General features: G+C 46.1%; 22 protein-coding genes and 1 pseudogene. 13 read left to right on the top strand and 10 right to left on the bottom strand.

Annotated features, from left to right (window positions below; all coding sequences use genetic code 11):
- Nucleotides 1-674, top strand: a 674-nt coding sequence (locus tag RIG66_RS05515; protein ID WP_446375970.1) for an SDR family oxidoreductase, incomplete at its 5' end; no start/stop codon positions are given.
- A gap of 121 nt (nt 675-795) precedes the next feature.
- Here RIG66_RS05515 and RIG66_RS05510 read toward each other — a convergent pair.
- Nucleotides 796-1,722 (bottom strand): Sll0314/Alr1548 family TPR repeat-containing protein, encoded by a 927-nt coding sequence (locus tag RIG66_RS05510; protein ID WP_446375968.1) that lies wholly within the window; start codon nt 1,720-1,722, stop codon nt 796-798.
- A 128-nt stretch (nt 1,723-1,850) separates the two neighbouring features.
- On the opposite strand from RIG66_RS05510, the gene RIG66_RS05505 reads away from it, so the two are divergent.
- The gene (locus RIG66_RS05505; protein WP_446375966.1) at nt 1,851-2,519 is read left to right on the top strand and encodes an ABC transporter ATP-binding protein; all 669 of its coding nucleotides are present in this window, start codon (nt 1,851-1,853) and stop codon (nt 2,517-2,519) included.
- A 56-nt stretch (nt 2,520-2,575) separates the two neighbouring features.
- Nucleotides 2,576-3,265, top strand: coding sequence for a 16S rRNA (guanine(527)-N(7))-methyltransferase RsmG (rsmG, locus tag RIG66_RS05500; RefSeq protein WP_446375964.1), 690 nt, complete (start codon nt 2,576-2,578; stop codon nt 3,263-3,265).
- A gap of 33 nt (nt 3,266-3,298) precedes the next feature.
- On the opposite strand, the gene RIG66_RS05495 is transcribed toward rsmG, so the two are convergent.
- Entirely contained in the window at nt 3,299-3,499 is a 201-nt protein-coding gene (locus tag RIG66_RS05495; RefSeq protein ID WP_446375962.1) for a hypothetical protein, read from the bottom strand.
- Nucleotides 3,500-3,847: 348 nt separating this feature from the next.
- On the opposite strand from RIG66_RS05495, the gene RIG66_RS05490 reads away from it, so the two are divergent.
- Together RIG66_RS05490 and rpiA are read left to right on the top strand one after the other, a co-directional pair.
- A complete protein-coding gene (locus RIG66_RS05490; RefSeq protein WP_446375960.1) occupies nt 3,848-4,291 on the top strand; it encodes an RNA recognition motif domain-containing protein in 444 nt (147 codons plus the stop codon).
- Nucleotides 4,292-4,573: 282 nt separating this feature from the next.
- Complete coding sequence (gene rpiA / locus RIG66_RS05485; RefSeq protein ID WP_446375958.1) at nt 4,574-5,284, top strand: ribose-5-phosphate isomerase RpiA; 711 nt, start codon at nt 4,574-4,576, stop codon at nt 5,282-5,284.
- A gap of 203 nt (nt 5,285-5,487) precedes the next feature.
- Here the strand turns inward: rpiA and RIG66_RS05480 are convergent, their stop codons facing one another.
- From RIG66_RS05480 to RIG66_RS05470, 3 genes are all read right to left on the bottom strand, one after another.
- The gene (locus tag RIG66_RS05480) at nt 5,488-5,943 is read right to left on the bottom strand and encodes an AAA family ATPase (protein ID WP_446375956.1); all 456 of its coding nucleotides are present in this window, start codon (nt 5,941-5,943) and stop codon (nt 5,488-5,490) included.
- Nucleotides 5,944-6,199: 256 nt separating this feature from the next.
- Nucleotides 6,200-6,946, bottom strand: coding sequence for a phosphatase PAP2 family protein (locus RIG66_RS05475; RefSeq protein WP_446375954.1), 747 nt, complete (start codon nt 6,944-6,946; stop codon nt 6,200-6,202).
- A 566-nt stretch (nt 6,947-7,512) separates the two neighbouring features.
- Nucleotides 7,513-8,220 carry a Crp/Fnr family transcriptional regulator gene (locus RIG66_RS05470; RefSeq protein WP_446375952.1) on the bottom strand — a complete coding sequence of 236 codons (708 nt, stop codon included), beginning with the start codon at nt 8,218-8,220 and terminating at the stop codon, nt 7,513-7,515.
- A gap of 41 nt (nt 8,221-8,261) precedes the next feature.
- Between RIG66_RS05470 and RIG66_RS05465 the strand changes: the two genes are divergently transcribed.
- Nucleotides 8,262-9,425 (top strand): DALR anticodon-binding domain-containing protein, encoded by a 1,164-nt coding sequence (locus RIG66_RS05465; RefSeq protein WP_446375950.1) that lies wholly within the window; start codon nt 8,262-8,264, stop codon nt 9,423-9,425.
- Nucleotides 9,426-9,635: 210 nt separating this feature from the next.
- Here RIG66_RS05465 and RIG66_RS05460 read toward each other — a convergent pair whose 3' ends face one another.
- From RIG66_RS05460 to csaB, 3 genes are all read right to left on the bottom strand, one after another.
- Nucleotides 9,636-10,487, bottom strand: a complete 852-nt coding sequence (locus RIG66_RS05460; RefSeq protein WP_446375948.1) for a Cof-type HAD-IIB family hydrolase — start codon at nt 10,485-10,487, stop codon at nt 9,636-9,638.
- An 18-nt stretch (nt 10,488-10,505) separates the two neighbouring features.
- Nucleotides 10,506-11,849 carry a hypothetical protein gene (locus RIG66_RS05455; protein ID WP_446375946.1) on the bottom strand — a complete coding sequence of 448 codons (1,344 nt, stop codon included), beginning with the start codon at nt 11,847-11,849 and terminating at the stop codon, nt 10,506-10,508.
- A 279-nt stretch (nt 11,850-12,128) separates the two neighbouring features.
- On the bottom strand, nt 12,129-13,181 hold the full coding sequence (csaB, locus tag RIG66_RS05450) for a polysaccharide pyruvyl transferase CsaB (protein WP_446375944.1): 1,053 nt from the start codon (nt 13,179-13,181) through the stop codon (nt 12,129-12,131).
- A gap of 160 nt (nt 13,182-13,341) precedes the next feature.
- Here csaB and RIG66_RS05445 point away from each other — a divergent pair, with 160 nt between their 5' ends.
- From RIG66_RS05445 to RIG66_RS05430, 4 genes and pseudogenes are all read left to right on the top strand, one after another.
- On the top strand, nt 13,342-14,259 hold the full coding sequence (locus tag RIG66_RS05445) for a nucleotidyltransferase domain-containing protein (protein ID WP_446375942.1): 918 nt from the start codon (nt 13,342-13,344) through the stop codon (nt 14,257-14,259).
- A gap of 77 nt (nt 14,260-14,336) precedes the next feature.
- Complete coding sequence (locus RIG66_RS05440; RefSeq protein ID WP_446375940.1) at nt 14,337-15,275, top strand: C69 family dipeptidase; 939 nt, start codon at nt 14,337-14,339, stop codon at nt 15,273-15,275.
- Between the two features lie 67 nt (nt 15,276-15,342).
- On the top strand, nt 15,343-16,101 hold the full coding sequence (locus tag RIG66_RS05435) for a nucleotidyltransferase domain-containing protein (RefSeq protein WP_446375938.1): 759 nt from the start codon (nt 15,343-15,345) through the stop codon (nt 16,099-16,101).
- Between the two features lie 215 nt (nt 16,102-16,316).
- Nucleotides 16,317-16,517 (top strand): annotated as a pseudogene (locus RIG66_RS05430) (hypothetical protein); the annotation flags it as partial.
- 371 nt (nt 16,518-16,888) lie between these two features.
- Here the strand turns inward: RIG66_RS05430 and RIG66_RS05425 are convergent.
- Nucleotides 16,889-18,094 carry a phosphoglycerate kinase gene (locus RIG66_RS05425; protein WP_446375936.1) on the bottom strand — a complete coding sequence of 402 codons (1,206 nt, stop codon included), beginning with the start codon at nt 18,092-18,094 and terminating at the stop codon, nt 16,889-16,891.
- 190 nt (nt 18,095-18,284) lie between these two features.
- Between RIG66_RS05425 and RIG66_RS05420 the strand changes: the two genes are divergently transcribed.
- From RIG66_RS05420 to RIG66_RS05410, 3 genes are all read left to right on the top strand, one after another.
- Nucleotides 18,285-18,695: a universal stress protein gene (locus tag RIG66_RS05420; RefSeq protein ID WP_006105690.1), complete on the top strand. Its 411-nt coding sequence runs from the start codon at nt 18,285-18,287 to the stop codon at nt 18,693-18,695.
- Nucleotides 18,696-18,890: 195 nt separating this feature from the next.
- Entirely contained in the window at nt 18,891-19,745 is an 855-nt protein-coding gene (ylqF, locus tag RIG66_RS05415) for a ribosome biogenesis GTPase YlqF (RefSeq protein ID WP_446375934.1), read from the top strand.
- A gap of 785 nt (nt 19,746-20,530) precedes the next feature.
- Nucleotides 20,531-22,588, top strand: coding sequence for a PAS domain-containing protein (locus RIG66_RS05410; protein WP_446375932.1), 2,058 nt, complete (start codon nt 20,531-20,533; stop codon nt 22,586-22,588).
- A gap of 89 nt (nt 22,589-22,677) precedes the next feature.
- Here the strand turns inward: RIG66_RS05410 and RIG66_RS05405 are convergent, their stop codons facing one another.
- Entirely contained in the window at nt 22,678-23,478 is an 801-nt protein-coding gene (locus RIG66_RS05405; protein WP_446375930.1) for a PEP-CTERM sorting domain-containing protein, read from the bottom strand.
- Between the last annotated feature and the right edge of the window lie 305 nt (nt 23,479-23,783).

The following is a 23,783-nucleotide window of genomic DNA, read 5'->3' as shown; positions in this document are numbered from 1 at the left end:
TCAGCTTAAAAGCCGGGGGTCAAGCGATCGCGGTTCCAACAGATGTCACCAACCCAGAAGCCTGTCAACAGTTGATTGAACAGGGAGTGAGTCGATTTGGTGCGATCGCCGGATTGGTGAATAATGCCGGAATCTCTATGTATGCAACCTTTGACACAGTAACGGATTTGTCATTATTTGAGCAGATTATGCGGGTGAACTATTTGGGTGCAGTGTATTGTACTCACTATGCCTTACCCTATTTGAAAGCTTCTAAAGGGTTATTAGTCGCCATTTCCTCCCTCTGTGGTAAACATGGGGTTCCCACTCGTAGTGGTTATGTCGCCAGTAAACACGCCATCCAAGGCTTTTTTGATACCCTACGGATTGAATTACAGGAGACGGGGGTAGATGTGTTGGTGGTTTCACCGGGATTTGTGGCGACAACAATTCGCGATCGCGTCTTAGGTGGAGACGGTACACCAATACAAGCCAGTTTGCAGGATGAATCGCATCAAGCCATGTCTGTAGAAGACTGCGTGGATCAGATTCTTCAGGCGATGGTACAGCGTCGGCGAGAATTAGTTATGACTCCCAAAGGGCGTTTAGGATTATGGTTAAAATTAATTGCACCAGCATGGGTGGATTGGATGACAGCTAGAGCCATCAAATCACAGCGTCAGGCGACTAAGTAGTGGACTGACACAGCTAAAATTGTGGAATAGATTTGTTTTGTAGTGAGGGAACCTGAGCCAACTCCAGCTAGGCGTTATAGCACTAAAGTGCTTACTACAAGCCAGCTCCCCCAGCTTCTCCTCAGTAATTACCAACTCTGGCGCGATTTCGTTCCGCTCGACAATCCCGATCGATATTATCAACCTCTTCTTGCGCTTTACACTGTTCGTAGACAATTTGACCCGTCGAATAATTGGGAAGTTGTTTCCGTTTTTCTAACGCTTTTTTAAAGTAATCTAGCGCTGCTTCCGGTTGATCTTGATTCACTAAAATTTGGGCTTTCAGGTATAAGACTTCTGGATTATCTGGCGTCATTGCCAAGGCGCGTTCGACATAATCCATTGCCTGATTATATTTTTTCAAATCTCGGTAAGCTACAGCTATTCCCCGATAAGCCAGATACTTGGGATAACCATGAGTTTCTAACTTTTCAATCGCATCAGCCGGGTCAGCAAAGGGAACATTAACGGCTAACATCAAATCCATGTGACCCGTGAGTAAGTTTAACTCTGGATCAGTGCTATCAATATCTTTGGCGGCGTCTAAATATTGAAAGACTTTCTGGAGTTTACTCAGCGCTCTAACCGGACCTTCTTTCTCAAAGTTATAGGTTCCTTCTAAAAAGTGACCGACGGCAGTGTAAAGATTACCGCGTAGTGGATCAGATGTGATCAATTGTTCAGCCGTGGTTCGGGTTTTTGTGGCGTAATTATTCAGGGCTTCTAACTCTCGCTCAGTGTAAGCGATCGCGGCTAGCATGGCATAGATTAGCGGATCAGTTCCTTCACTGGCTTCAGCTTGCTGGAGGAAGCCTTTGGCGGCTTGATAATCACCCTGTTTAAAAATCGATTCAAATGCCGCTTCCGTATTATCGCCAATATTGCGGGGATTACTGGGACGAAAGGGATCACCTGCTAAACTCGGAGTCACCCAGCAACTGACAACCATAATCGCTGCACCAGCTAAGGCGTTTACAGTTCGTCGCGGGGTTGGCAACCAATAATTCATCGTCTTCACTACCACTAATGTCTGTTAACGTTCGACGTTGGCGGGAATTGGAGGTTCCGTCCGCAATCCTCAGACAATCGATGCCACAATGAAGAAGATCCGACCATCTTTTTGCTCAACGGATTTGGATGCTTTATCTCAAAAATATCACCTATCACCCGCCCGCTACTCCCACCGCTATCTTAAAAGGTCTGACTCTAACCCTGGCACCGCAACAACTCGGACTGATTATCGGTCGGAGTGGGTCGGGTAAAACTACCTTATTGGAAATTTTGGCAGGTTTAGCTCAAGCCACATCGGGGGATATATTCTGGGGTGAACAAGGATTAACTCCTGATCACTTGCAACAACTCGCCGGATTGGTGTTTCAGTTTCCCGAACGCCATTTTTGTGGGAGTACGGTGCTGGAGGAATTGCGAATGGGACACCCAGAATTAGGTTCAGAACGGGTTCAGGAAGCGTTAAGTGAAGTTGGACTGGGTGATATTTCTCTGTATACGTCTCCTCATGCGCTCAGTGGTGGTCAACAACGCCGTTTAGCCTTAGCGGTTCAGTTAATTCGCCAACCGACAGTATTGATGTTAGACGAACCAACGGCGGGACTGGATTGGTCAATGCGCCGCCAGTTAGCCAGTTTGCTCCTAAAGCTTAAGTCCCATTGGACATTACTGGTGGTGACTCATGATGCAGGGGAGTTGTTGCAAATTGCTGACTCCTGTTGGACAATCCAACAGGGTGAACTGAACTCGGTTGACCCGACGAGTCTGGGACAAAAGGCGGCTGTTACGAGTCATTAGTCATTAGTCATTAGTCATTCGTCCTTTGTCATTCGTCCTTCGTGGACATGATACTAATGAACGATCAACAATTGCTCCCGAAAATGGTTGAGGTTTGGCAAGAAACCTTAAATTGGCAACCGAATCAGAGTCAACACCAGCAGTTTCAGCGCCTGTATGCTGAAATTTTGGCAGGGAATCGCCAGTTGAATTTAACCCGCATCACCCAACCGGATGATTTTTGGGAGAAGCATTTATGGGATTCACTGCGAGGTGTGGCTTCGTTGTTGTCAGAGGATGAGAAACCGCTCAATATTATTGATATTGGTACGGGTGCAGGATTTCCGGGATTGCCTGTCGCGATCGCACTTCCTTCAAGTTCGGTGACGTTACTCGATTCGACGCGCAAGAAAATTACCTTTCTCGATTCCCTGATTCCCCAGTTAGCCATCCCTAATGCTACAACTGTACTGGGTCGGGCGGAAAAAGTTGGACAACACCGTCAGCATCACCAACACTATGACATCGCCCTGGTTCGGGCTGTGGGTTCGGCATCCGCTTGTGCGGACTATGCTCTCCCCTTCCTGAAGCCGGGAGGGTTAGGGATTTTGTATCGAGGACATTGGAGTGACGATCAAACCGATGAGTTGAAGGGGAAGGTTGAATCATTAGGCGGCGCGATCGCATCGGTTGAATCCTTTACCACACCCCTATCCCATAGCATCCGCCACTGTTTGTACTTACGAGTCCCCATACTGCTCGGATAAATCCTCAAGTCCTAATTTACAGCGGTTTTCAAATTAGTATACTACAGACCCTAATTGAGCAGAGAGGCAAGTAGCTATAATTTTGTATTCCATAAACCTGAAAAGTGCTGTAATTTCTTCTCTCCCAGCTCCCCCAGCTTCCCCAGCTTCCCCAGCTTCCCCAGCTTCCCCAGCTTTCCCAGCTTTCCCAGCTTTCCCAGCTTCACCGCATTGACAAGCGGCTAAATCACTCACATCTGGTAAAAGACCCCAATCTTTCTGATATACTAGCTTGCCTGCGGCAACTCATGTTAGGTTAACAATAGTGTAAATATTCTGTAATAATTAGAGTTACGAGCCAAAGCATTAGCTTCAAACCTGATATGACGACCCGGAGTTCACAAAGGGGTCGTAGCTAAACCGTGTAAATGGTCAAAAGAGTTTGATTTTACTACATCAGTCTGTGCTGTTGAGGTTGGTCAGGATCAGTGGAAAATTATCTGGACGTAGAAATCGTTCATTCCTTTTCTCTATCCTGTTTCAATCCAATTGCTGGTGTATGCTCATGGATTTAAATTTCAATCACATCTGGAGGTATCCTTCATGTCCGTTCGTCTTTACGTTGGCAACCTGCCAAAAGAACCCGTTGATCGCGATGAACTGCAAGCCATTTTTGCCGAAGCCAGTCCATCGGTTTCCACCAAAGTGATTAAAGATCGCAAAACGGGCAAATGTCGCGGATTTGGTTTTGTCACCGTTCCCAATGATGAGTTGGCTGAGCAAATTATTGAGAAATTCAACGGTCACGTCTTTAAAGACAGCGCCTTGAAAATCGAAAAAGCCCAGCCCAAGTCAAAAAGTTCCAATGAGGAGGAATCTCGCCCATCTGGAGGTGGTGGCGGTGCGCCTGGACGTCGGGGAGGGGGTAAAAAATCCAAACGGAATACTCCAACACCCGATTCGGGTTCAGTTCAACCTGACCCCCGGTGGGCGGATGATTTGGCAAAACTCAAGGAACTTTTATCGGCGCAACCGAATAATTCCTAGAGTTGCTCTAAATCAAAAGCCAAACCCACTGAACTCGTCTAGCGACAAAAGCGGCGTTAGACAACCCGCGCTAACCGTAGGACACGGTAAACGCAGTGTTTTCTGCTGCCAATTTGCCGTGTCCGTCTTTGTTGCCAACTTTCAGGCAATGATGATCGCTAAAGACCGACCGACAATGATACCCTTACTTCTGGGGTGACATTCTGAAATCTGGGCATCGTTAACCCAACGATGACATAAGCCCCATCCCCAGTAATTCATAACCAAGAAGGACATTTTAGTATGAGTGCAGAAACTGACCCCGTTAAGGTGATGAAGCAAGAAGTCGGTAAAGCAGCGGCTGAACGGGTGCAATCCGGGACAATTGTTGGCTTAGGTACAGGCTCAACCACGGCGTATGCGATTCAGTATATCGGCGATCGCATCAAAAAAGGTGATCTGAAAGATATCAAGGGAATTCCCACCTCATTTCAGGCAGAAGTGTTAGCTAAAGAGCATGGTATTCCCTTAACCAGCTTAGATGCGGTGGATCATATTGATGTTGCCATTGATGGTGCAGATGAAGTTGATCCGCAAAAGAATTTGATTAAAGGTGGTGGTGCCGCCCATACTCGTGAGAAAGTGGTGGATTCTCTCGCCGATCAATTTATTGTGGTGGTTGATAGTGGTAAGCTGGTTGAGCGGCTGGGTTCCACGTTTAAACTGCCAGTAGAAGTGATTCCTATGGCGTATGCCCCAGTGATGCGGGCGATCGAGAAATTGGGGGGCAAACCCGAATTACGGATGGGGGTCAAAAAAGCGGGACCCGTGGTAACCGATCAGGGCAATATGGTGATTGATGTTACCTTTGATTCTATGGATAACCCAGGTGAATTAGAAAAGACGATTAATAATATTCCTGGTGTTTTAGAGAATGGTTTATTTGTCGGTGTGGCTAATGTGGTGCTAGTCGGTGAAGTGAAAGATGGTAAACCGCTAGTACGCGAGATGTAATCGGTTATCCATCTAGTTTGATTGTAGGGTGGGCAAGACTATAAACATTGAAATGCTGATGTTATAGTTCGTTGCTCTTGCCCACCAAGCGAGGAACTGTAATTTAGTAGTATGGTTAAGTTGGGTTAATATATCTGACTTTTCACGGCATATAATAATTTTGACCGAACGTCCAAATCTGCTGTAACACAAGTTGACTATTGCTATCCCTTGCTGTATTGATTCCACTCTTTGACGATAAACGAATAATTTGCCCCCATTTTCACATAATAAAGCGCATCAAACCCTTCATCCCAGCGCGGTAAAATCAGCTTTTTATGCGTTGCTAAAATTCCTAGTACAGGAATCACCTGTTTGCCTTGGCGTTGAGCATTCCGTCGCTTACAATCCTCTACAACCGATTGAAAATAATACCCCACCACCCGAAATCTCTTGTCCTTCGCAGGTAGAATATAACGCGCCCTATCTTCTGGAGTTGGATTCGTGTTATCCACAACAAACCGCTGTTGAGCATCGAGACAAGCTTGAACCAGAATCGCTTCCCGATGCCGAGTTTTGAGCATATCCAAGTTAATCCGGATATGAGTATTATAAAAGCGATCGCGGCAAAATGATGATTTCCCTGACGCCTGAATTCCGATTAAGATAACCGCTTCCATAGTGGTTTTGCTTTATTGCGGCGACAACTCCATAACCCTTAAATTGAAGGGTACTGAAATTTTGGCTGGTGGGCAATGCCCACTCTACTGGCTTGGCAAGGTTAAAACAGTGGTCAAGTATTTTCAAGGAACCCTTATGAGAGTAGCGATCCAGAAAAATCTTACCCACAACTTTAAGCTTGCCAGCCTACTACTGACTACGGTATATCAAGGATTTCGGTGATATAAAATTATTGAGCGTACCATTGTCTTTAAATTAGGATGAGAGTGACGGCGGTGATTTTTTACGGTGTTGGTGATAGTATCGGTAAACCTCAAGGTTTAACAAACAAGCCATCAGCCAGGTTAATCCTGCCGCTTGTCCAGCGACAATATCTGTGGGCCAATGAATACCCAGATAAAGCCGACTGAAGCCAATTAAAGCAATCAAGGCAATAAGTAGGCTAACAATCCACCACCGCCAACGGCGAAAGTGGCGGGCTAGCAAATAGGCAATAAAACCGTAGATAACCAGTGATAACATGGCATGACCACTAGGGAAACTGGAGGTATTGGGTTCACTCCTAGTCATTTCCCAGAGTTGAGGGCGTTGACGGTCAAATAACTGTTTAATTAACAGGTTTAATCCGGTTCCGCCAATAGCAGTAATCGCTAAAGCGGTAAAATAAACGCGCTGTTGTCGCGCCCAAAATATTGCCCCTAAAATTAGACAAATTAGAGTAACAACCACGGTTCCGCCAATAATCGAAGCACCCCGCATCACCCAATCTAGCAGCGGCGAATGGAGTCGTTCTACCAGCAACATGAGCGTTTTGTCAATTGCCTGGGTTTGATCTTCTAATACCTCATCTGCAATTTCTAGAAACACCCAAAGCCCCGCAACTGTGAGGATTACTCCTAAAATCGGGATAATAGCAAGCTTCCAGAATAGAGGCTTATTCGCTTGCGATCGCCAAATCTGGATGATAGATGCAATGATTTGGCTTAATTTTTCCTTGAACACCGTTCATTTCCTATCTTATAAAGAAGTTATATTAATCATTCAATTAGAGTATCACCAATAACTGCTCAATCAAACCTGCTTTTCCTAAAATAAGTAATAGTCTGGACTTTGGACAAACAAAGACGTAAAAGCCGCAAGCCCTTATACCCCAGCGTCAAGCCTTATTCCGTAGTGGTTTGAGCGCTCACCCCCTCAAAAATCGTACATAAGTAGCCCTGGCAATCGCTCTTCCTCTATCAGCGCAAAGGGTTTTACCGGAGCAAAAAGGAACAGAAGCTGGAACACTTCAGTTTCAAGAAGCTCTCGACAAGGAAGTTCTACGAGGGGTTCACCGCCTTATCCCGACTCGCTGATGTAATTTCCCCAGTAACGATCTAATCTCGATTGAATTCGACTATGTTTTATTGTTATTCCCGTTTTTTCAATTAATTGCCCATTTACCCACTCTGTATGATCGAGAGGATTAGCCATAAAGTCGTCTAGAGAAAAATTATCAATTACATTCGTGGCTATGACCATAGTTATATCTTCTACTCTTTAGTTTTGATACGATAACAAAGCATCGATTAGCTGGATTTTGAACCATCGGAATCAAAATCATAAGATTGCATGGGTAAGCAAATTAAATTATCTCCGTAGGTGCTAATCAATCCCTTCTTGCGTAACTTTCCCATTAAGCGAGTCACGGTGACACGAGTTGCACCAATCGCACTACCAATTTGCCCGTGAGTTAAAGGAAATGGCAAACAGTAGCCATCGGGTGTCGGTTCGCCAAATTCTTCAATGATTAGAGTGAGTAATCCGAAAAGGCGATCAATAGTTTTGCGTTGTCCTAATGTGCTTAACCATAGGAGTTTACGTTGATGTTGATAGTGGAACGCATTAAAAACCTCACGCCGGAAGTGGGGCCAATTGTCTAGCTCATGCCAATACATCCAGAGAACTGATGTTTGGTCAATATGAGAGTAGGCGGACAGAGTAAAGGGCGATTGGACGACAATTTCAAACGGTTGACCTGCACTGACAAATCCTAAAAAGGCTTCTTCTAAAATTGGGGGTAATGATCCGTCTGTTGAGTCATGGGAACTCAGTTGAGTGGTACCCATTAGGCGTACTGTGCCTCGCTGCACGAGATACAGCAACCCTGAACGAGTAGGAATTCGCTCATCTTTGCTAAACGTTCGATCGCGGTAGTGTTCCTGCGCCCAATCCAGAATCCGTTGCCAGGTTAAGAATGGTCTGGATGGGTCTGAGGTTGAGGGTTGGAAATTCATAGATCGATTAGGATGGAGATCCCCTTTGTCTCTCAGTGTACATGGAGTTTAAAGTAGCTAAAAATACATCTAACTACCGAGTTTTTACGGTAAAGTCGTTTAGTAAAGAGGTGAGTATCAAATCTCAGTTTCAACGACAGCTTTGGCAGGCAATTGACAGAATCAATACCTTACCCATAGCGGCTCAGTTTACACCGAATACTGTACCTTTACACCGTATCTCTATTTCTAATTCTAATTCTAATTCTAATTCTAATTATGTATGCTATCGGTCAGCGATCGCACTTCAGTTATCTTCGGCTTGCCAACAGACTCCCTTAGACATCGCTCATCAGCTTACCGAAGCTTTGCTAACGCTTTCTCAAGAGTCTGCTGACGCGATTGGTATCAATTTTACCGTTGAAGTATTGCCTCCGGGCTGGATTCTTTTGGGACTTGGCGATCGCGCTTTGGCTACTTACTTACAAGAATGCTTTAAAATACCCTATTTTCCATCAGTGTCCCAAAATGACTTAAACGAGAAATTTCACCCAAAAGAAGGAAGAGGAAACCGAGAAAACTCTCAACACAATCAGCCGGATTCTGATCAGCTTTTTCCCATTCAATATGTTCATGCTCGTTGCTGTTCGCTTTTACACTTGGCTGACGAACAGGGATTGATTGAGATCACCGATACAGGAGGGGGGGAAGATGTGGGAGATGGGGAAGATAGGGGAGATGGGGGAGATGGGGGAGATGGGGAAGCGGGGGGAGATGGGGAAGATGGGGAAGCTGGGGGAGATGGGGAAGATGGGGAAGATGGGGGAGCTGGGGAAGATAAGGAGGAATTGTTTTCAGTCACCACTCACCAATCCCCAATTACGATCATGTCCCCAAATCCAATTCCTTGGGTTGAAGTTGCAGGAGAGTCGGATAGTGAGTTGGTACGCCTACGCTTAACCCATCCTGCTGAATGGGATTTGATTGTCCAGCTTTTCGATCTGTTAGACGTGATGAGTGCTTCCGATTGTCAGCGTTGGGTTAAACAAGGATTGGCTGTCAGTGAGGCTTATGAGCAATTTTACAAATCCTGCCGAATTTGGGGAGAGGTGAAGATTCATGATTTGCCCCTAGCTCAGGCGAGATTGGGGTTAATCGGGGTTACGCAGGTGGTGTTGCGATCGCTCCTGGAAAAATTGGGTGTATCTGCTCCTAGAGCGTTGTAGGTGCTGGGGGAGCTGGGGGAGATGAAGAATTGGGTATAGGTGAAAGGAAAGGTTTTTTTATTCTAGGAGCATAGAAAAACAACTTTTCTTACGAGGCGTGACATTTTCCACTTATTCCGGTATGATTCTGAATGTGTGAGGAGCGAACCAGCGAGGGAACCGAGACGAAACACGGACAGTCGTCGGTTCCCTTTCTGATCGAGCTAAATTTTATAAAATTAACGCTTCAATAGCTGTAGCTACGCCATCTTGTTCAACAGAGGGCGCTACCCATTGCGCGATCGCTTGAACTTCTAGAGGCGCATTCCCCATCGCAACGCCAAACCCGGCATAGTCTAGCATTTCGATATCGTTAAAGTTATCGCCAATTGCCATAATATTTTTGGCAGATAGTCCCAGCACGTCTTCGGCTAGGTAGCGCACGGCTTCTCCTTTGTTGACGAGGGGATTGGTTGCTTCAAAGAAGGTGGCGACTGATTTAGTCAGGTAAAGTTCAGCTGGGGTGTACTTCTGGCGCAATCGGCTGAATAATTGGTCGATAACCGTTGTATCCTGACAGAGGGCTAATACCTTGGTGGGTTCGTTGGTGAGTACCTGACGCAAGTCACCTACTGATAGGGGTTGAATATCCGCCCGTTGAGCATAGCGTTGGGTTTCGGGGGTCATTTCCCGGACATACAATTGATCATTGATATAGAAATGAACCGAAAGCTGCGATCGCAGCATGTCACTCTCAAAATAATCCAATAATTGTTCAGCTCTAGCACGGGAGACTGATAAATGGCGGTGAATTGTCTCTGTGCCGGGATCTTGAATCCATGCGCCTTGATACGCCAGAATCGGTAGGGTAGAACCGATATCCCGATGGAAGCGTAAAGCAGAACAGTACATGCGCCCTGTTGCGATCGCGACTTGAATTCCCTTTGCTTGTACCCTACAAATGGCTTGCTTTACAGGTTCTGTAATCGTGTTGGATTCACCCGCGATCGTCCCATCAATATCCAGAACCAGTAATTTAATGTCCAGGCTATATCGCTCTTGAGGCTTTAAGGATTGGGACATTTGTTTTATAGTGTTTATTTATACCGGGCGATACCGGGGAAAACTCGGTAACTCAATTGATGACAATGACTTAATTTTTTTCGGGCGTCGTAGGGGATAAACCACAGGTGAGGGCCAATTGGGTTGGGGGAGAGTCACCTCATTCTCTTCATCCCATTCATCTTCCGATTGTTCAGTCTCTGATGTCTCTGCTGAGGAGAATCCGGATTCATCAACCGTTTCGGCGTCCCTTCCGGGTTCGAGCATCCACGGGTTTGGCTCCTGAGTTAAGTCGTATGCCACTTCTGATAATCCTGAAGCTTGCGCCAGGGAGTTCATTTCCGCCAGAAGTTGTCGCTCAGCTTCTAACTCCGCCGCCGTACTGCCTGAAATCGGAGTAACGGTTGAGTCGATTGGCGTTGTCGATGACTGAGACTCTGGGGGTTCAGTAACGTCTTCGGTATCAGTAGACGTTGCCAATAATGAATCAAGCTGGAGGGGACGATTCCAGAGAGGTTCGGTATCCGTTGAGGATTCGTCGGCGAGGAAATCCTGTTGAGCGGACCACGGTTGGATGGGTTGGGCTTTGGGGATAACACCGCCTGCATCTCGTTTTGGACGGCTAGGTTGGGCTTCGCTTATCTGACGATTCGGCATTTCCAGGCATTTTTCCAGGGCGACTTTGAATTGTAAGGTTTGCTGTTGTTGTCGGTGTAAGCGGGTTTTCAGTTCTCGACAGGTATTGGCAGATTGCACTAATTGATGGGATTGTTCGTTATTCCGTTGCTGGGTGAGGGCGCATTCCCGTTCTAGTTGGGCGACTCGTTCTTGAGAGCTTTGTAGTTGCTCGGACAAGGTTTCAATCAGAATTTGCTGACGAGTTGCAGCTTGATGGGAGGATTCTAGGGTATGGAACAGACGAGTTAATTGGTCTTGCAGCGTGTTAAGTTCCTCGCCTTGGCGGACAATCAGACTATCCTGCTCTTGCGATCGCACCATCTCGGCGTTTAAGGCATCCTGTTTTTCACTCAGGGCGTTCTGCAGTTGGGCAATTTGTTCCAGCAAGCGGCGATTGCGCTGGCGCATTTTTTGGGCAAGGGCAAACCAATCCGCGTCTTTGTTGCGAGATTCTGCCAGGGTGGGGAGTGATTCAGGATAACTTGTTTCTGCCTCAACATTGAGTGTGGAGTCTGACTCGACGGTTTGGTCGATTTCCACATCCGGCTGGGGTTCATCCTCATTCATGTCAGCTATCTGAAACAGGTTGATCAGCGTCTGAGATGCAGGATTCTCTTGCTCATCGGGGTTGGGTTCAGCACTCTCATCTGTCCATTCACTGGACTCCGGGAGAGGCTCTTTATTGGGGGTGTCAGAATCACTCATAGCTCTTCATCCAGAGGGTCACAAATCAACCTAATTATGAATTAGGGGTTATAAATTTTAAGTTGTTATTGATATAAACCAGTATCTTGTGTTTTAAGTCTAGGTATAGATCGGAGTCAGGGTGAGTTAATATTCCCTTGTTTGTGACTCCTTTCCAAAGTAAGGCATAAAACTCGCCAGATTACAAATTGTGCTGGGAGAATTTAAGAACCGCTGAAGACGAGTGATAAGAGCATCGGCATAAATTCCCTCTGCTCCTCCGCTTCTCTGCCTTCTTCATCACTCCTTGACGAGGATATCGACCAACAAATCTTGATGCATCAACGCCCGATCCATTAAGGATTGGATTTGATCGCGGCTGTTGGGATTACCATTGGCATAGTAATCGATCCAGGTATGCGCGATCGCGTTTGGGTCATCGGGTATATCGGTTAACCTCCATCCGGGCAAATCGAGTTCTGCCATGAGGGAATCAACCTTCGGATCATAGCTTAGGGCAAAACAGCGACAGTCGTGGGCTGCTGCCATAATCAGACTGTGGTAGCGCATCCCAATTGCCATTTCTACTCCCCGAAACAATCCTTTTAATTGTTGGGGTTCATCGAGCTGAAAAATCTGATGGGTATCCGGAAGCTGGGAGGCAATGGATTGGGCGATGCTCAGATCTTGAGATGCCTGAAATGGCACAAGTAGTATACAGGTTTTGGTGGCTCTTTGAAAGGCGATCAGAGCCTGGGTAAGGTTGGCGAGACGCTCTTGGGTAAGATGGGGGTGCGATCGCAAAGTGACGGCGACTCTCGGTGCAGGTAAATCCCATAAGCCGGGGACTGGGGTTGAGTCTAATGCCCAAACTGGATCAGGGGCAACCTGAAACGGAACCTGCCAATCAGCTAGGAGAGCGGCTGAGGTGCGATCGCGGACACTGACGCCTGTACACCCCTGAAAACATTGTCGCGCCATCCAGCGGGTTAGAGGACGCTGCAAGGGACCAATTCCCTGCGCCCAGGCAATGGTTTTTAAGCCCTGCTGTTGAGCTAATCCCATTAAACCACTGTAGTACACTGGACTCATGGCACTGGTGGCATCTTGGATTAAACTGCCACCCCCCCAGATAAAACTATCGGCTTGGTTAAAGGCTTGCAAGACGCGGAACGCCGAGGTGCGATCGCAGGTTTCTACCCCATAGCGTTTCCGTGTTTGGTTAGGATTACCTGAAAGCACCAGTGGTGTTATCGATTTAGGCAGCATTTGTAGCAACGACGCCAGTAACGCCTCATCACCCCCATTGCCTTTGCCATAATATCCGCATACTATTGCCCGTTTCTGCCCCATGCCCTGATTTGTGATCGGTGTTTGGTATCAGTTTAGGACAATCCGCGATCGCTGTGTCAAAGGCAGATCGCAGACGGTTCTCAGAAAAATCCTTGTCCTGTGAGCATCTTGCTCACTACCTATACTCAATTTAAATGCATGACAGCGTATAGAGTGATCCATGAATCCTAACTTAATCCTGCCCGTTGGTACACAAATTGTCAGTCGTGTCGAGGTAAAAAATTCTGCCAATGAACCCTTATGTGTAAGCGGTGCTGTTGGTGTTATCGTCAAATCGCCAACTGATAATTCCCATGCGTATCGTATCCGTTTACCGAACAACGTTGAAATCACCCTAAATCGACAGGAATTTAGTATCCGTAAACATTTTCAAAGCGAAGGATTACAGCAAGCCGCCGATAGCCTGAGTGATTACAATTTATATGAGTATGTCATCTATCGTTGTATTGTCGGGTCTAGGGCGTTTGGTTTAGATCAGGAAACCTCAGATATTGACCGTCGCGGGATTTACTTACCCCCGGCTGAGATTCACTGGTCACTTTACGGTATTCCCGAACAATTAGAAAATCAGGAAAACCAGGAATGTTATTGGGAACTCCAAAAGTTTTTAATCTTAGCACTAAAAGCCAATCCCAATGTTTTAGAATGCTTGTATACACCCTTAATCGAGACAGCCACCCCCATCGCCAAAGATCTGCTAGAGCAGCGAGAAATGTTTCTCTCGAAATTAGTCTATCAAACCTATAACGGTTATGTCATGTCCCAATTCAAAAAAATGGAGCAAGATCTCCGCACCAAAGGACATATTCGCTTAAAACACGCCATGCATCTGATCCGGTTGTTATTATCAGGGATTACCATCCTCAAAGACGGCTTTGTTCCGGTTAAAGTTGAGGACTATCGACAGCAATTGCTAGCGATTCGCCAGGGAGACATGGCATGGGAGGAAGTAAACGCTTGGCGGTTAGCGTTGCATCATCAGTTTGATCAAGCATTGAGAAAAACCTCATTACCCGAACGTCCGGATTATGAAAAAGCCAATACCTTCTTAATAAAAGCACGGCGAAGTCGCTCGTAGTTGCGCTTGTAGAGACGTAGCATGCTACGTCTCTACACCACTAACCTATTTAGAAAAACAAATTGCAAATAAACCTCATGTGTGATACATTTGTTGCCTTGCCCAACTCAACACTCAACGGCGATATCATTTTCGGCAAAAATAGCGATCGCCCCCAGGGTGAAATTCAAGATGTTGTCGTTATTGCCGCCAAAAACTACGACTCAAACACGACAGTTGAATGCACTTATATTTCAATTTCCCAAGTCAACAAAACCCTAGCCTTAATCCTCTCCAAACCCCGATGGATGTGGGGTGCAGAAATGGGAGCAAATGAATGTGGCGTTGTAATTGGCAATGAAGCCGTTTGGACAGTTGAACCCTATAAAACCCAAGGTTTGCTGGGCATGGATTTAGTCCGCTTAGGCTTAGAACGCGGCAAAACAGCGTTAGACGCGCTTTATGTAATTACCTCACTGCTAAAAGAATATGGACAAGGAGGGAATTGTGCCGAAAACTTTGCCATGAATTATCATAATTCATTTATTTTGGCAGACTACCAAGAAGTCTGGGTATTAGAAACCGCTGGCGAGTATTGGGTAGCTGAACGAGTACAACAAGGAACTCGCTCAATTTCTAATAATCTCAGTATTCGGAATTCAGGTAATTTGCGCCATCCAGAGATAATTAATGATGCGGTGAATCGAGGATGGTGTGCGGGAGAGGAAGATTTTAATTTTGCCAGCATTTTTTCGGAAGGAGGATATTCAGAATCCCTATCCATTGATTCCAGAGAAGGGCGAGTCAGACAGTTGTGTCGATTAAATGAAAGCAAATTTTCGATTCAGACAGCGCAATCAATTTTACGAGAACATAAGGGAAACATTTGTATGCACGGTGCGTTTGAAAGTGCCGGAAGTCAAGTTTCGTCTCTGTCGCCAGATGGCTGTAAACACTGGTTTATTGAACAGCCATTTCCCTGTCAGCAAACTTATCAACAAAAGCGTTTTTTAGTCGATTCAGTGTCAGTACATTAAGATAAGGTTTCCGATCAATCCGATTTAACCCAATCGGTAGAGATATTTTTCAAAAATAAGGCAAGTCATGATTGAAATACAAAATCGCTTACTTCCCGCTGTTGGTAAACAGCCGTATCCGCTATTATTTGTCACCATTAGCGGGGCGCATTTATACGGCTTTCCCTCACCCGATTCAGATTACGATTTGCGCGGTAGTCACATTTTACCAATACAAGACGTCGTTGGACTAGAAACTGGACGTGAGACAATTGAAGTTGCCGAAATTCGAGATAAATTAGAACTGGATCTCGTCACTCACGACATCAAAAAGTTCTTTTCTCTGCTTCTAAAAAAGAATGGATATGTCTTAGAGCAATTGTACTCTCCGCTGATTGTTCATACCACTCCAGAACATCAAGAATTAAAAGCGATCGCGAAAGGGTGCATTACTCGCCACCACAGCCATCACTACTTGGGGTTTGCCCGAACTCAGTGGCGACTGTTTGGCAAAGAATGTCCGCGCCGAATTAAGCCTTTGCTTTATGTCTATCGGGTTTTACTCACGGGTATTCATTTAATGAAAACGGGTGAAGTGGAAGCCAATTTGCTCAAGTTGAATGAAGAATTTGGATTATCCTATATTTCCGATTTAATTACCCAGAAATTAACCAGTGCGGAAAAATCTCCGATAGAAGAGGGAGATTTAGGATTTTATCGGGGAGAATACGAACGGCTGTATGAGGAATTAGAACAAGCCAGTCAGTCGAGTGAACTACCCGCCACACCATCGGCAAAAGAGGCGTTGAATGACATGCTGATTCGGTTACGCTTAAATTATCTTTGACATCCACTAATACCACTGAGGTTGAGAGATGATGTCTTGGGAAAGGGCAGGTTTTGTTGAGTAGTTATCGGTGATATCCTAATTATTGGACTTTGGACAAAATCAATATATTTTGCGAAAATATTACGCAAATAATAAACGAAACAATGGCTCCTCTATCTCAGCTCGAAGAAAAGCTCAGAAATACCGACGGAGTGAGGGTTACAGAGTAAAGCAAAACAAGCAAATACTTATATTTAGGAAAAGCTGGAAGTGAGGCTCATATTGATGCTGTGGAGAAAGTAACAAGAAGGGGACTTATCGACGAATTGGAAAGAGTTATTAATTATCTCCAGGAAAGTTATTTAGATGTTTGTTTTGGGGGAGAAACTGAGCCGGCTCTCTCTGGGGAAAAAGAGGGAGTTAAAGACGAGTAGAACTTTTCGGTCATAGTCAAATTAATTCCTCTTAATTAAGTTCAAACTACATTTGCGTAACTATTACGCAAATGTAGTTTTTTTGTCCAAAGTCCAACACCAATAACGGAATAACAAAACCCGCCCTTATGCCTAAATCGAATGCCACTGACTGGTATGCTGGTGGGCAATGCCCACCCTACTAGGCTGGCAAGCTTAAAGTTGTGGGTAAAATTTTTCTGGATCGCTACTCTCATAAGGGTTTGAGAAAACACTTGACCACTGTTTTAAGCTTGCCAAGCTACTACGGTCTATCAAAGATTTCGGCGATTCTCTAATGTTTATTTCAGTGCCATTATCCCGAAATCAGGTAGAGACGTTCAATGCTACCATCAAGCGTCATCTAATGCGGCAATACCAGGAAGTACCTTACCTTCCAGCAATTCCAGACTCGCCCCACCACCTGTGGAGATATGGCTCATTTGATCAGCCACACCAACTTTTTCCACAGCCGCAACTGAGTCACCACCGCCGATAATCGTGGTTGTGCCTTTCTTCGTCAGATCAGCTAGAGTCCGCGCGATCGCTTCGGTGCCAGCGGCAAACTTGTCAAACTCGAATACCCCCATTGGACCATTCCAGATCACCGACTTACAGTCGCCTAATGCATCTTGGAAGAATTTCACGGAATCAGGACCAATATCTAGCCCCATCCATCCATCAGGAATCGATTCAATGCTTACGGTTTGAGAATTGGCGTCAGCGGCAAAGTTATCGGCAATCACGACATCTGTGGGTAAGAGTAAGTCAACCCCTTTTTCCTTTGCCTTGGCTTCCAAGGACTTTGCCAACTCCAGCTTATCCTCTTCCACCAGCGACTTACCGACACTCAAACCACGGGCTTTGTAGAAGGTGAAAATCATGCCACCGCCAATCAGCAGTTTATCCACCTTATCCAGTAAGGTTTCAATCACGCCAATCTTACTCGACACCTTAGATCCACCAATAATCGCGGCTAAGGGGTTCTGGGGATTTTCAATCGCATTTTGCAGATACTGGAGTTCTTTCTCAATCAAATACCCCGCCACGGAGGGCTGTAGGTGATGAGTGACTCCTTCGGTTGAAGCATGGGCGCGGTGTGCCGTACCAAAGGCATCATTGACGTAAACATCAGCTAGGGCGGCTAACTGTTTGGTAAACTCCGGATCATTCTTTTCTTCCCCTGGGTGGAAGCGGAGATTTTCCAGTAACGCCACCTGACCATTATCTAGGCTGTTAACCTGAGACTTAACCCCATCGCCAATACAGTCATCACACTTGACCACCGTTTGACCCAGTAATTCAGACAGACGATTCGCTACGGGTGTTAGGCGGAGGCTGTCCTTCACTTGTCCCTTAGGACGCCCTAAGTGGCTACACAGAACCACCTTGGCATTCTTTTTGATTAAATCCTGGATCGTCGGCAGAGCCGCCCGGATCCGGGTATCATCGGTAATCGTACCATTCTCATCTAGTGGCACATTCAGGTCGGCTCGCACCAATACCCGTTTTCCGGCTAAATCGGACTCATTTAAATTTGCTACAGTTTTTTTGGACACAGTAATACTCTCCTCTAATTGCCTATATCTGATGCTTTGCGATCTGATCGCGTGCCAGTGGTTGTATGCTTAATGATTGCCCCCAGACTTGCATCTATAGAGCAATCAACTCAGTCATTAGGATCAAGAGTATGTATTCTCTTTTCCCGTCCACATTTTACCGGAGTCCGTGTCCTTCAAGGTGATTACAATGTTTAAGACTGTTTTATTTCCCCTTGACCAAAGCCGAGAAGCCCGTGAAGCGGCGGAAGTTGTCGCCAATATCGTCCAAAAGTATGAAAGTCATTTAGTCTTACTCTCGGTTGTCGAAAAACCCAACCCCGATGACCCATCGCCAAGTCCAGACATCATGTCTCCGGAGATGGTTGCTGAACTACTCAAAGGCGCTCAAGCCATGTTTAACCAGTATGGCATTAAGCCAGAAACCTTGAGTCGGGAAGGCACACCCCCATTTACGATCTGTGATGTCGCCGACGAAATTAATGCCGATCTAATTATTATGGGCTGTCGCGGATTGGGATTAACTGAGGATGGCGCTTCCGAAAGCGTCACCAATCGGGTGATTAATTTGTCACCCTGTCCCGTGCTAGTTGTGCCGTAATACAAAGGTATAACGGATATCAGCCAACACTCTTGATCACCCTCAAGATACCGTGAGGTGGGCAATAGCACAGAATGATAGGATAAGCATTTCAACATTGATCACCCTTGCCCACCCTACATGACTTGTTCCCTATTGCCTATTGCCTATTGCCTATTCCCTGACAAATGACCAATGACAAATGACCAATAACCCATGACCATTCAATGGTATCCCGGACATATTGCTAAAGCCGAACGGCAACTCAAGGAACAGCTTAAACGAGTGGATGTGGTGCTGGAAGTCCGGGATGCGCGGATTCCTCTTACCACTCATCATCCGCAAACCGCTGAGTGGGTGGGGAATAAAAGCCGAATCTTAGTGATCAACCGCATGGATCTGATTACACCCAAGGTGCAGCAGTTGTGGACATCCTGGTTTCAAGAGCAAGGGGAAACGCCTTACTGGACAAATGCCCAGCAGGGGAAAGGGATTCGAGAGGTAGCCCAAGCCGCCCAGCAAACCGGAGTACAGATGAATCAACGGCGTAAAAATCGCGGGATGCAGCCTCGTCCGGTTCGTGCGGTAGTGATTGGTTTTCCCAATGTGGGTAAATCAGCTCTGATTAATCGACTTTTGGGGCGGCGTGTGGTGGACAGCGCTCGTCGTCCCGGTGTTACTCGTCAACTGCGTTGGGTACGGATTAGCGATCAGATTGAACTGTTGGATGCGCCCGGTGTTATTCCCGCCAAGCTACAAAATCAAGAGGATGCTCTAAAATTAGCCATCTGTGATGACATTGGTGAGGCGTCTTACGATAATCAGCGGGTTGCTTCTGGGTTTGTAGATTTGCTAAGATTGCCGGATCTGGCTACAGGCGATCGCACATCCACGTCTTCCTTACACAACCGTTATGATGTAGACCCAACGGGGATCACGGGTGAATCCTACTTACAAGCCTTGGCAGAGACGCGCTACCAAGGGGATCAAGAGCGTGCTGCCCGACAGTTATTGAATGATTTTCGCAAAGGACTACTGGGCGCGATCGCACTGGAATTGCCACCATCTTGATGTGTTGACCTAACTTTTCACGGGAAATCACGAAACCTGCGTATCGGGGCGGGTTTAGTTGTATCTGGGTGCAACCGAAGAGATAGTAGTGAAACCCGCCCCTACACCTTGACCCACCCAACCTTAATAACTGTGTGTTGTTTTACTAAGGGGGTGGGGGGTAATACCCCTCATCGACTAAACTACAATATAGTAATGCACCCTAGATAAGCGCCTAATGGGGGCGTTTTTCATGGTCGGTTGGCGAAGTTCAGCCAAAAATTGTGACGAATCATTACGCTAATCAACGTAAAGATTTAAGACATATTGCTGAGGCATCTTAATAGACGGAGGAAAGAAAATTGAACAAGAGCACCGAAACCCATTATCAGGACTTACGCACAACCTCGCTTAGAGGGTTAACGATGAATCCTGCATACAAGCCAAACAGGATATCGGTAGCACAAAAGCGTAAGTCCTGTTTTTTTAGAACAGTACGGAAAGCATCTATCCTTACCAATCCTTTCAGGGTGTATTGTCTTAGCCAACTCGGAGATTGATCAACTCTGGTAATGGTGTAATACTGTAATACCACAGATGCCGAGAACGGCTATAGTGGAAGCAATGGGCAATCCTGGTTAGCTCGATAACTCCGAATCAAAATAAAAAGCGGTTTTGGGAATTCAAGGAGTTTAACCCACGACATTTGTACAATCAGCTAACGCGAAGATTTCTCAATTCACAGCAGAGATCCAGCGTCCCGCCCTTGTACAACGGTAAACTCAATAATTTAAATCGACTAAAAAATGGTCAGTAAAATAGCGACATTTAGACTTCCAGAACAACTAAGTCAGGAAATTCGGTCTCGGGCTGAGGCATCAGGTCGCGATCGGACGGCGGTCGTAATTGAGGCACTCAAGCAGGCATTTGGTTTCCCGCTTGAGGAATCGCACTCAACAACGATTGAGGAACTTCAGGAACAACTCACTACATTAGACAAAAAATACAAGCAGTTAAAAGAACAGCTTAATCAACTCAGCCAAGACACTCAGACAGCGAATCAACCCTATCAAGCGGTTCAGCAAGCCATCCCTGGCACGTTGGTAACCGGAACGATTAATCATCATCAAATTGGGGATACAGATCAAGCCTGGAAAACTCCTAGCCAAGTAAGCCAACTCGACCTGAATTATCCGATCATTACCCAGGAACAGGATGAGTCAGAACTGCGGGAACTGACGACGCGGATTCAGCAGCAAGCGCGAATCTTTGACCAAGTTCTCTCGGCGTCTCCTGATCCCATCTGTGTCTTGGATCGCATGGGACGATTTACCTACGTCAATCTGGCGATCGCACAACTGTTTGGCTTATCCCAAGCGGAAATTTTGGGCAAAACGGTGCAGCAGTTAAACCTACCGCCTGAGGGACTCGAACTATTTAATAACCAACGGGAAGTTGTCTTCGCCACTCGACGCCCTTTGACCGATGAAATGAGTTATCCCACCCTTGGGGGTGTGCGTCATTACGAGTACATCCTAAGTCCGATTCTGGGTAACCACCATAGTGTGGAAGCGGTGATATGTACGGCGAGAGACATTACCGAACGCAAACGAGTTGAAGAATCGCTGCGGGAATCGGAAGCGAATTATCGTCACTTATTTGAATACGCCAATGATTCCATCTTCATTATTGACCTATCCACCAGTCGCATTTTAGATGCCAATCAGAATGCCTCAAGACGACTAGGATATACCCGCAAAGAACTGCTGAATTTGAAGACTCGCGATATTGATGTGCCGATTGGGGAGGATCGCCAACGCACCATCAGTCAACGGATGCAAGCAACGGGGAGTATTATTTTTGAACATGCACTGCGGCGTAAAGATGGTTCTCCGGTGCAGGTAGAAATTAGTTCGCGGGTGATTGAATATCGCGATCGCTTAGTGTCGCTGAGTTTTGTTCGTGATATTACCAAACGCAAACAAGCCGAGGAACGGTTGCGGTTATTAGAGTCGGCGGTATTCAATGCCAATGACGCGATCGTGATTACTGAAGCCCATCCCATTGACAAACCCGGTCCGCGAATCGTGTATGTCAACCAAGGCTTTACTCGGATGACAGGGTATACATCAGATGAAGTGATTGGCAAAACACCGCGCTTCTTACAAGGACCCAAAACCGATCGCGCCCAAGCGGATAAAATTCGTGATACCCTATGCCGATGGGAACCCGTGCGGGCGGAATTAATCAACTATCGCAAAGATGGTTCCGAGTTTTGGGTGGAACTGAATATTGTCCCCGTGGTTGATGAGAATGGAGAATATACCCACTGGATGGCGATCGAGCGAGACATTAGCCAGCGCAAGCAGCTAGAAACCGCATCAGCTAAACGCGATCAGGAACGAACCGCTCAACTGTCTCAAGCCAATACCTTACTACAAGAGCAATTAGCAAAGCAGGAGGAAATGGTTACTGATCTTCGCAGCCGTGAGGAACGCCAAGCGATCGCCTTAAAAGCGGGTAATGTGGGAATTTGGGATTGGAATCTGGAGAATGATGAATTCTACCTAGCGTCCAATTTGAAAACCATGCTGCGCTATGAAGATCAGGAAATTGCGAATAGTAAAGCGGCTTGGTTAGATCTGATTTATCCTGATGATCGCCAACAGGTTGAAAATGAAATCAATGCTCATTTAGACGGGTCAACAACTCACTATGGCATGGAACACCGGATGGTGCAAAAAGATGGCACGATTCGTTGGTTTCTTTCCCGTGGTGTAGCGGTACAAGATGATCAGGATAAGCCTTATCGGTTGATTGGTTGTAGCGTCGATATCACTGAATATAAACAACTTGAGGATTAACGCTCACCATTTCCTTACCTCCTAACCCAATCCCCGACTTCTTTAAGAAGTCGGGGATCTAATTTCGTTAGCTAAGACGGAATCATGACTCAGCTTTTTTTCTGCTTTCTCGACTGTTGCCGCTTCAATAAAGCACCAAAGCCTAACGCTGTGGCTGAACCCAGCATAGTCAGAGGTTCAGGGACAGGTTTGACATCGATATGAGCACTGAATATACTTCCACTCACGACAGAGGCTGTATCTCGTTGGTAGACATAGAGTGTATTCTCACCTGATATCAATAGATCCTCGATTCCTGTCTGAGACGCCGATAAAGGATTTCCAAAGTTAGCGCCTTGAAAGCTATTATTTAAAGGTTGACCATTGATATATACTCCGATTGGATTCGGTCCATTGAGGTCTCCAAGACGATCGTCTATTTTGGCATAGAAATCAATGGAGGCTGAAGCAATCTTCTCTGTAGGTATTGAGACCGTGAAGGGAAATGCATACAGAACAGAGGCGGGAGTACCGCGAGCTATTGAATTAGAATTCCAATTAATCCACCTTGCATCGGGATCTGCGTCTAGATTACCACCCCAAGCAGGATGCGGACTAACTAATTCTGCGCTACCGCAAGTATCAGAAGCAGTACAGCCAATACCTTTAGCCTTAGCAAAGTCTGTGTCTGTAAATGATGTTGACTTGAGTGGATTAATAGATTGTCCTGTTGCCCAGTAGGTAATGTTGTCGTCAAATACAATCACGTTTCCCGGTGTTGGGATTGTTCCTGGCTGTCCATTCACTTGCCCACTTTTGAGCCAAATGGATGCAGCAAACGCTTTAGAGGGTATCAGACTGGCGATTAGACAAATAGTAGCAAGTGCTAATTTTTTGGGCATATTAGTCATTGTTCAAATTCCTCTTCAATTCAAGTTGCGTCGATGAACTTTCTAAATCTCTGTTGAGATATCGGTGGCATTTCTCAAAGTTTCGCAATCGGGGAAAAATTGTTACAAACCTTTACTCCAGAGGATCGTTGAACAAACCGGGTTCCGTAGGGGCACGGCACTGCCCATTGGTGTCAACTTAAGGTGAAAGCTCGGTTGAGCAAGGGTGTCGGGTGTCGGGTGTCGGGTGTCGGGTGTCGGGTGTCGGGTGTCAGGATGGAATTGTCTGTTGGAGGCGAAAAAACCTCACACCTACCACCATTCAC

Source organism: Coleofasciculus sp. E2-BRE-01 (assembly GCF_040221695.1).
GTDB lineage: Bacteria > Cyanobacteriota > Cyanobacteriia > Cyanobacteriales > Coleofasciculaceae > Coleofasciculus.
Note: the sequence above shows the minus strand (reverse complement) of the source record. Positions and strands in the feature narration are given on the sequence as shown.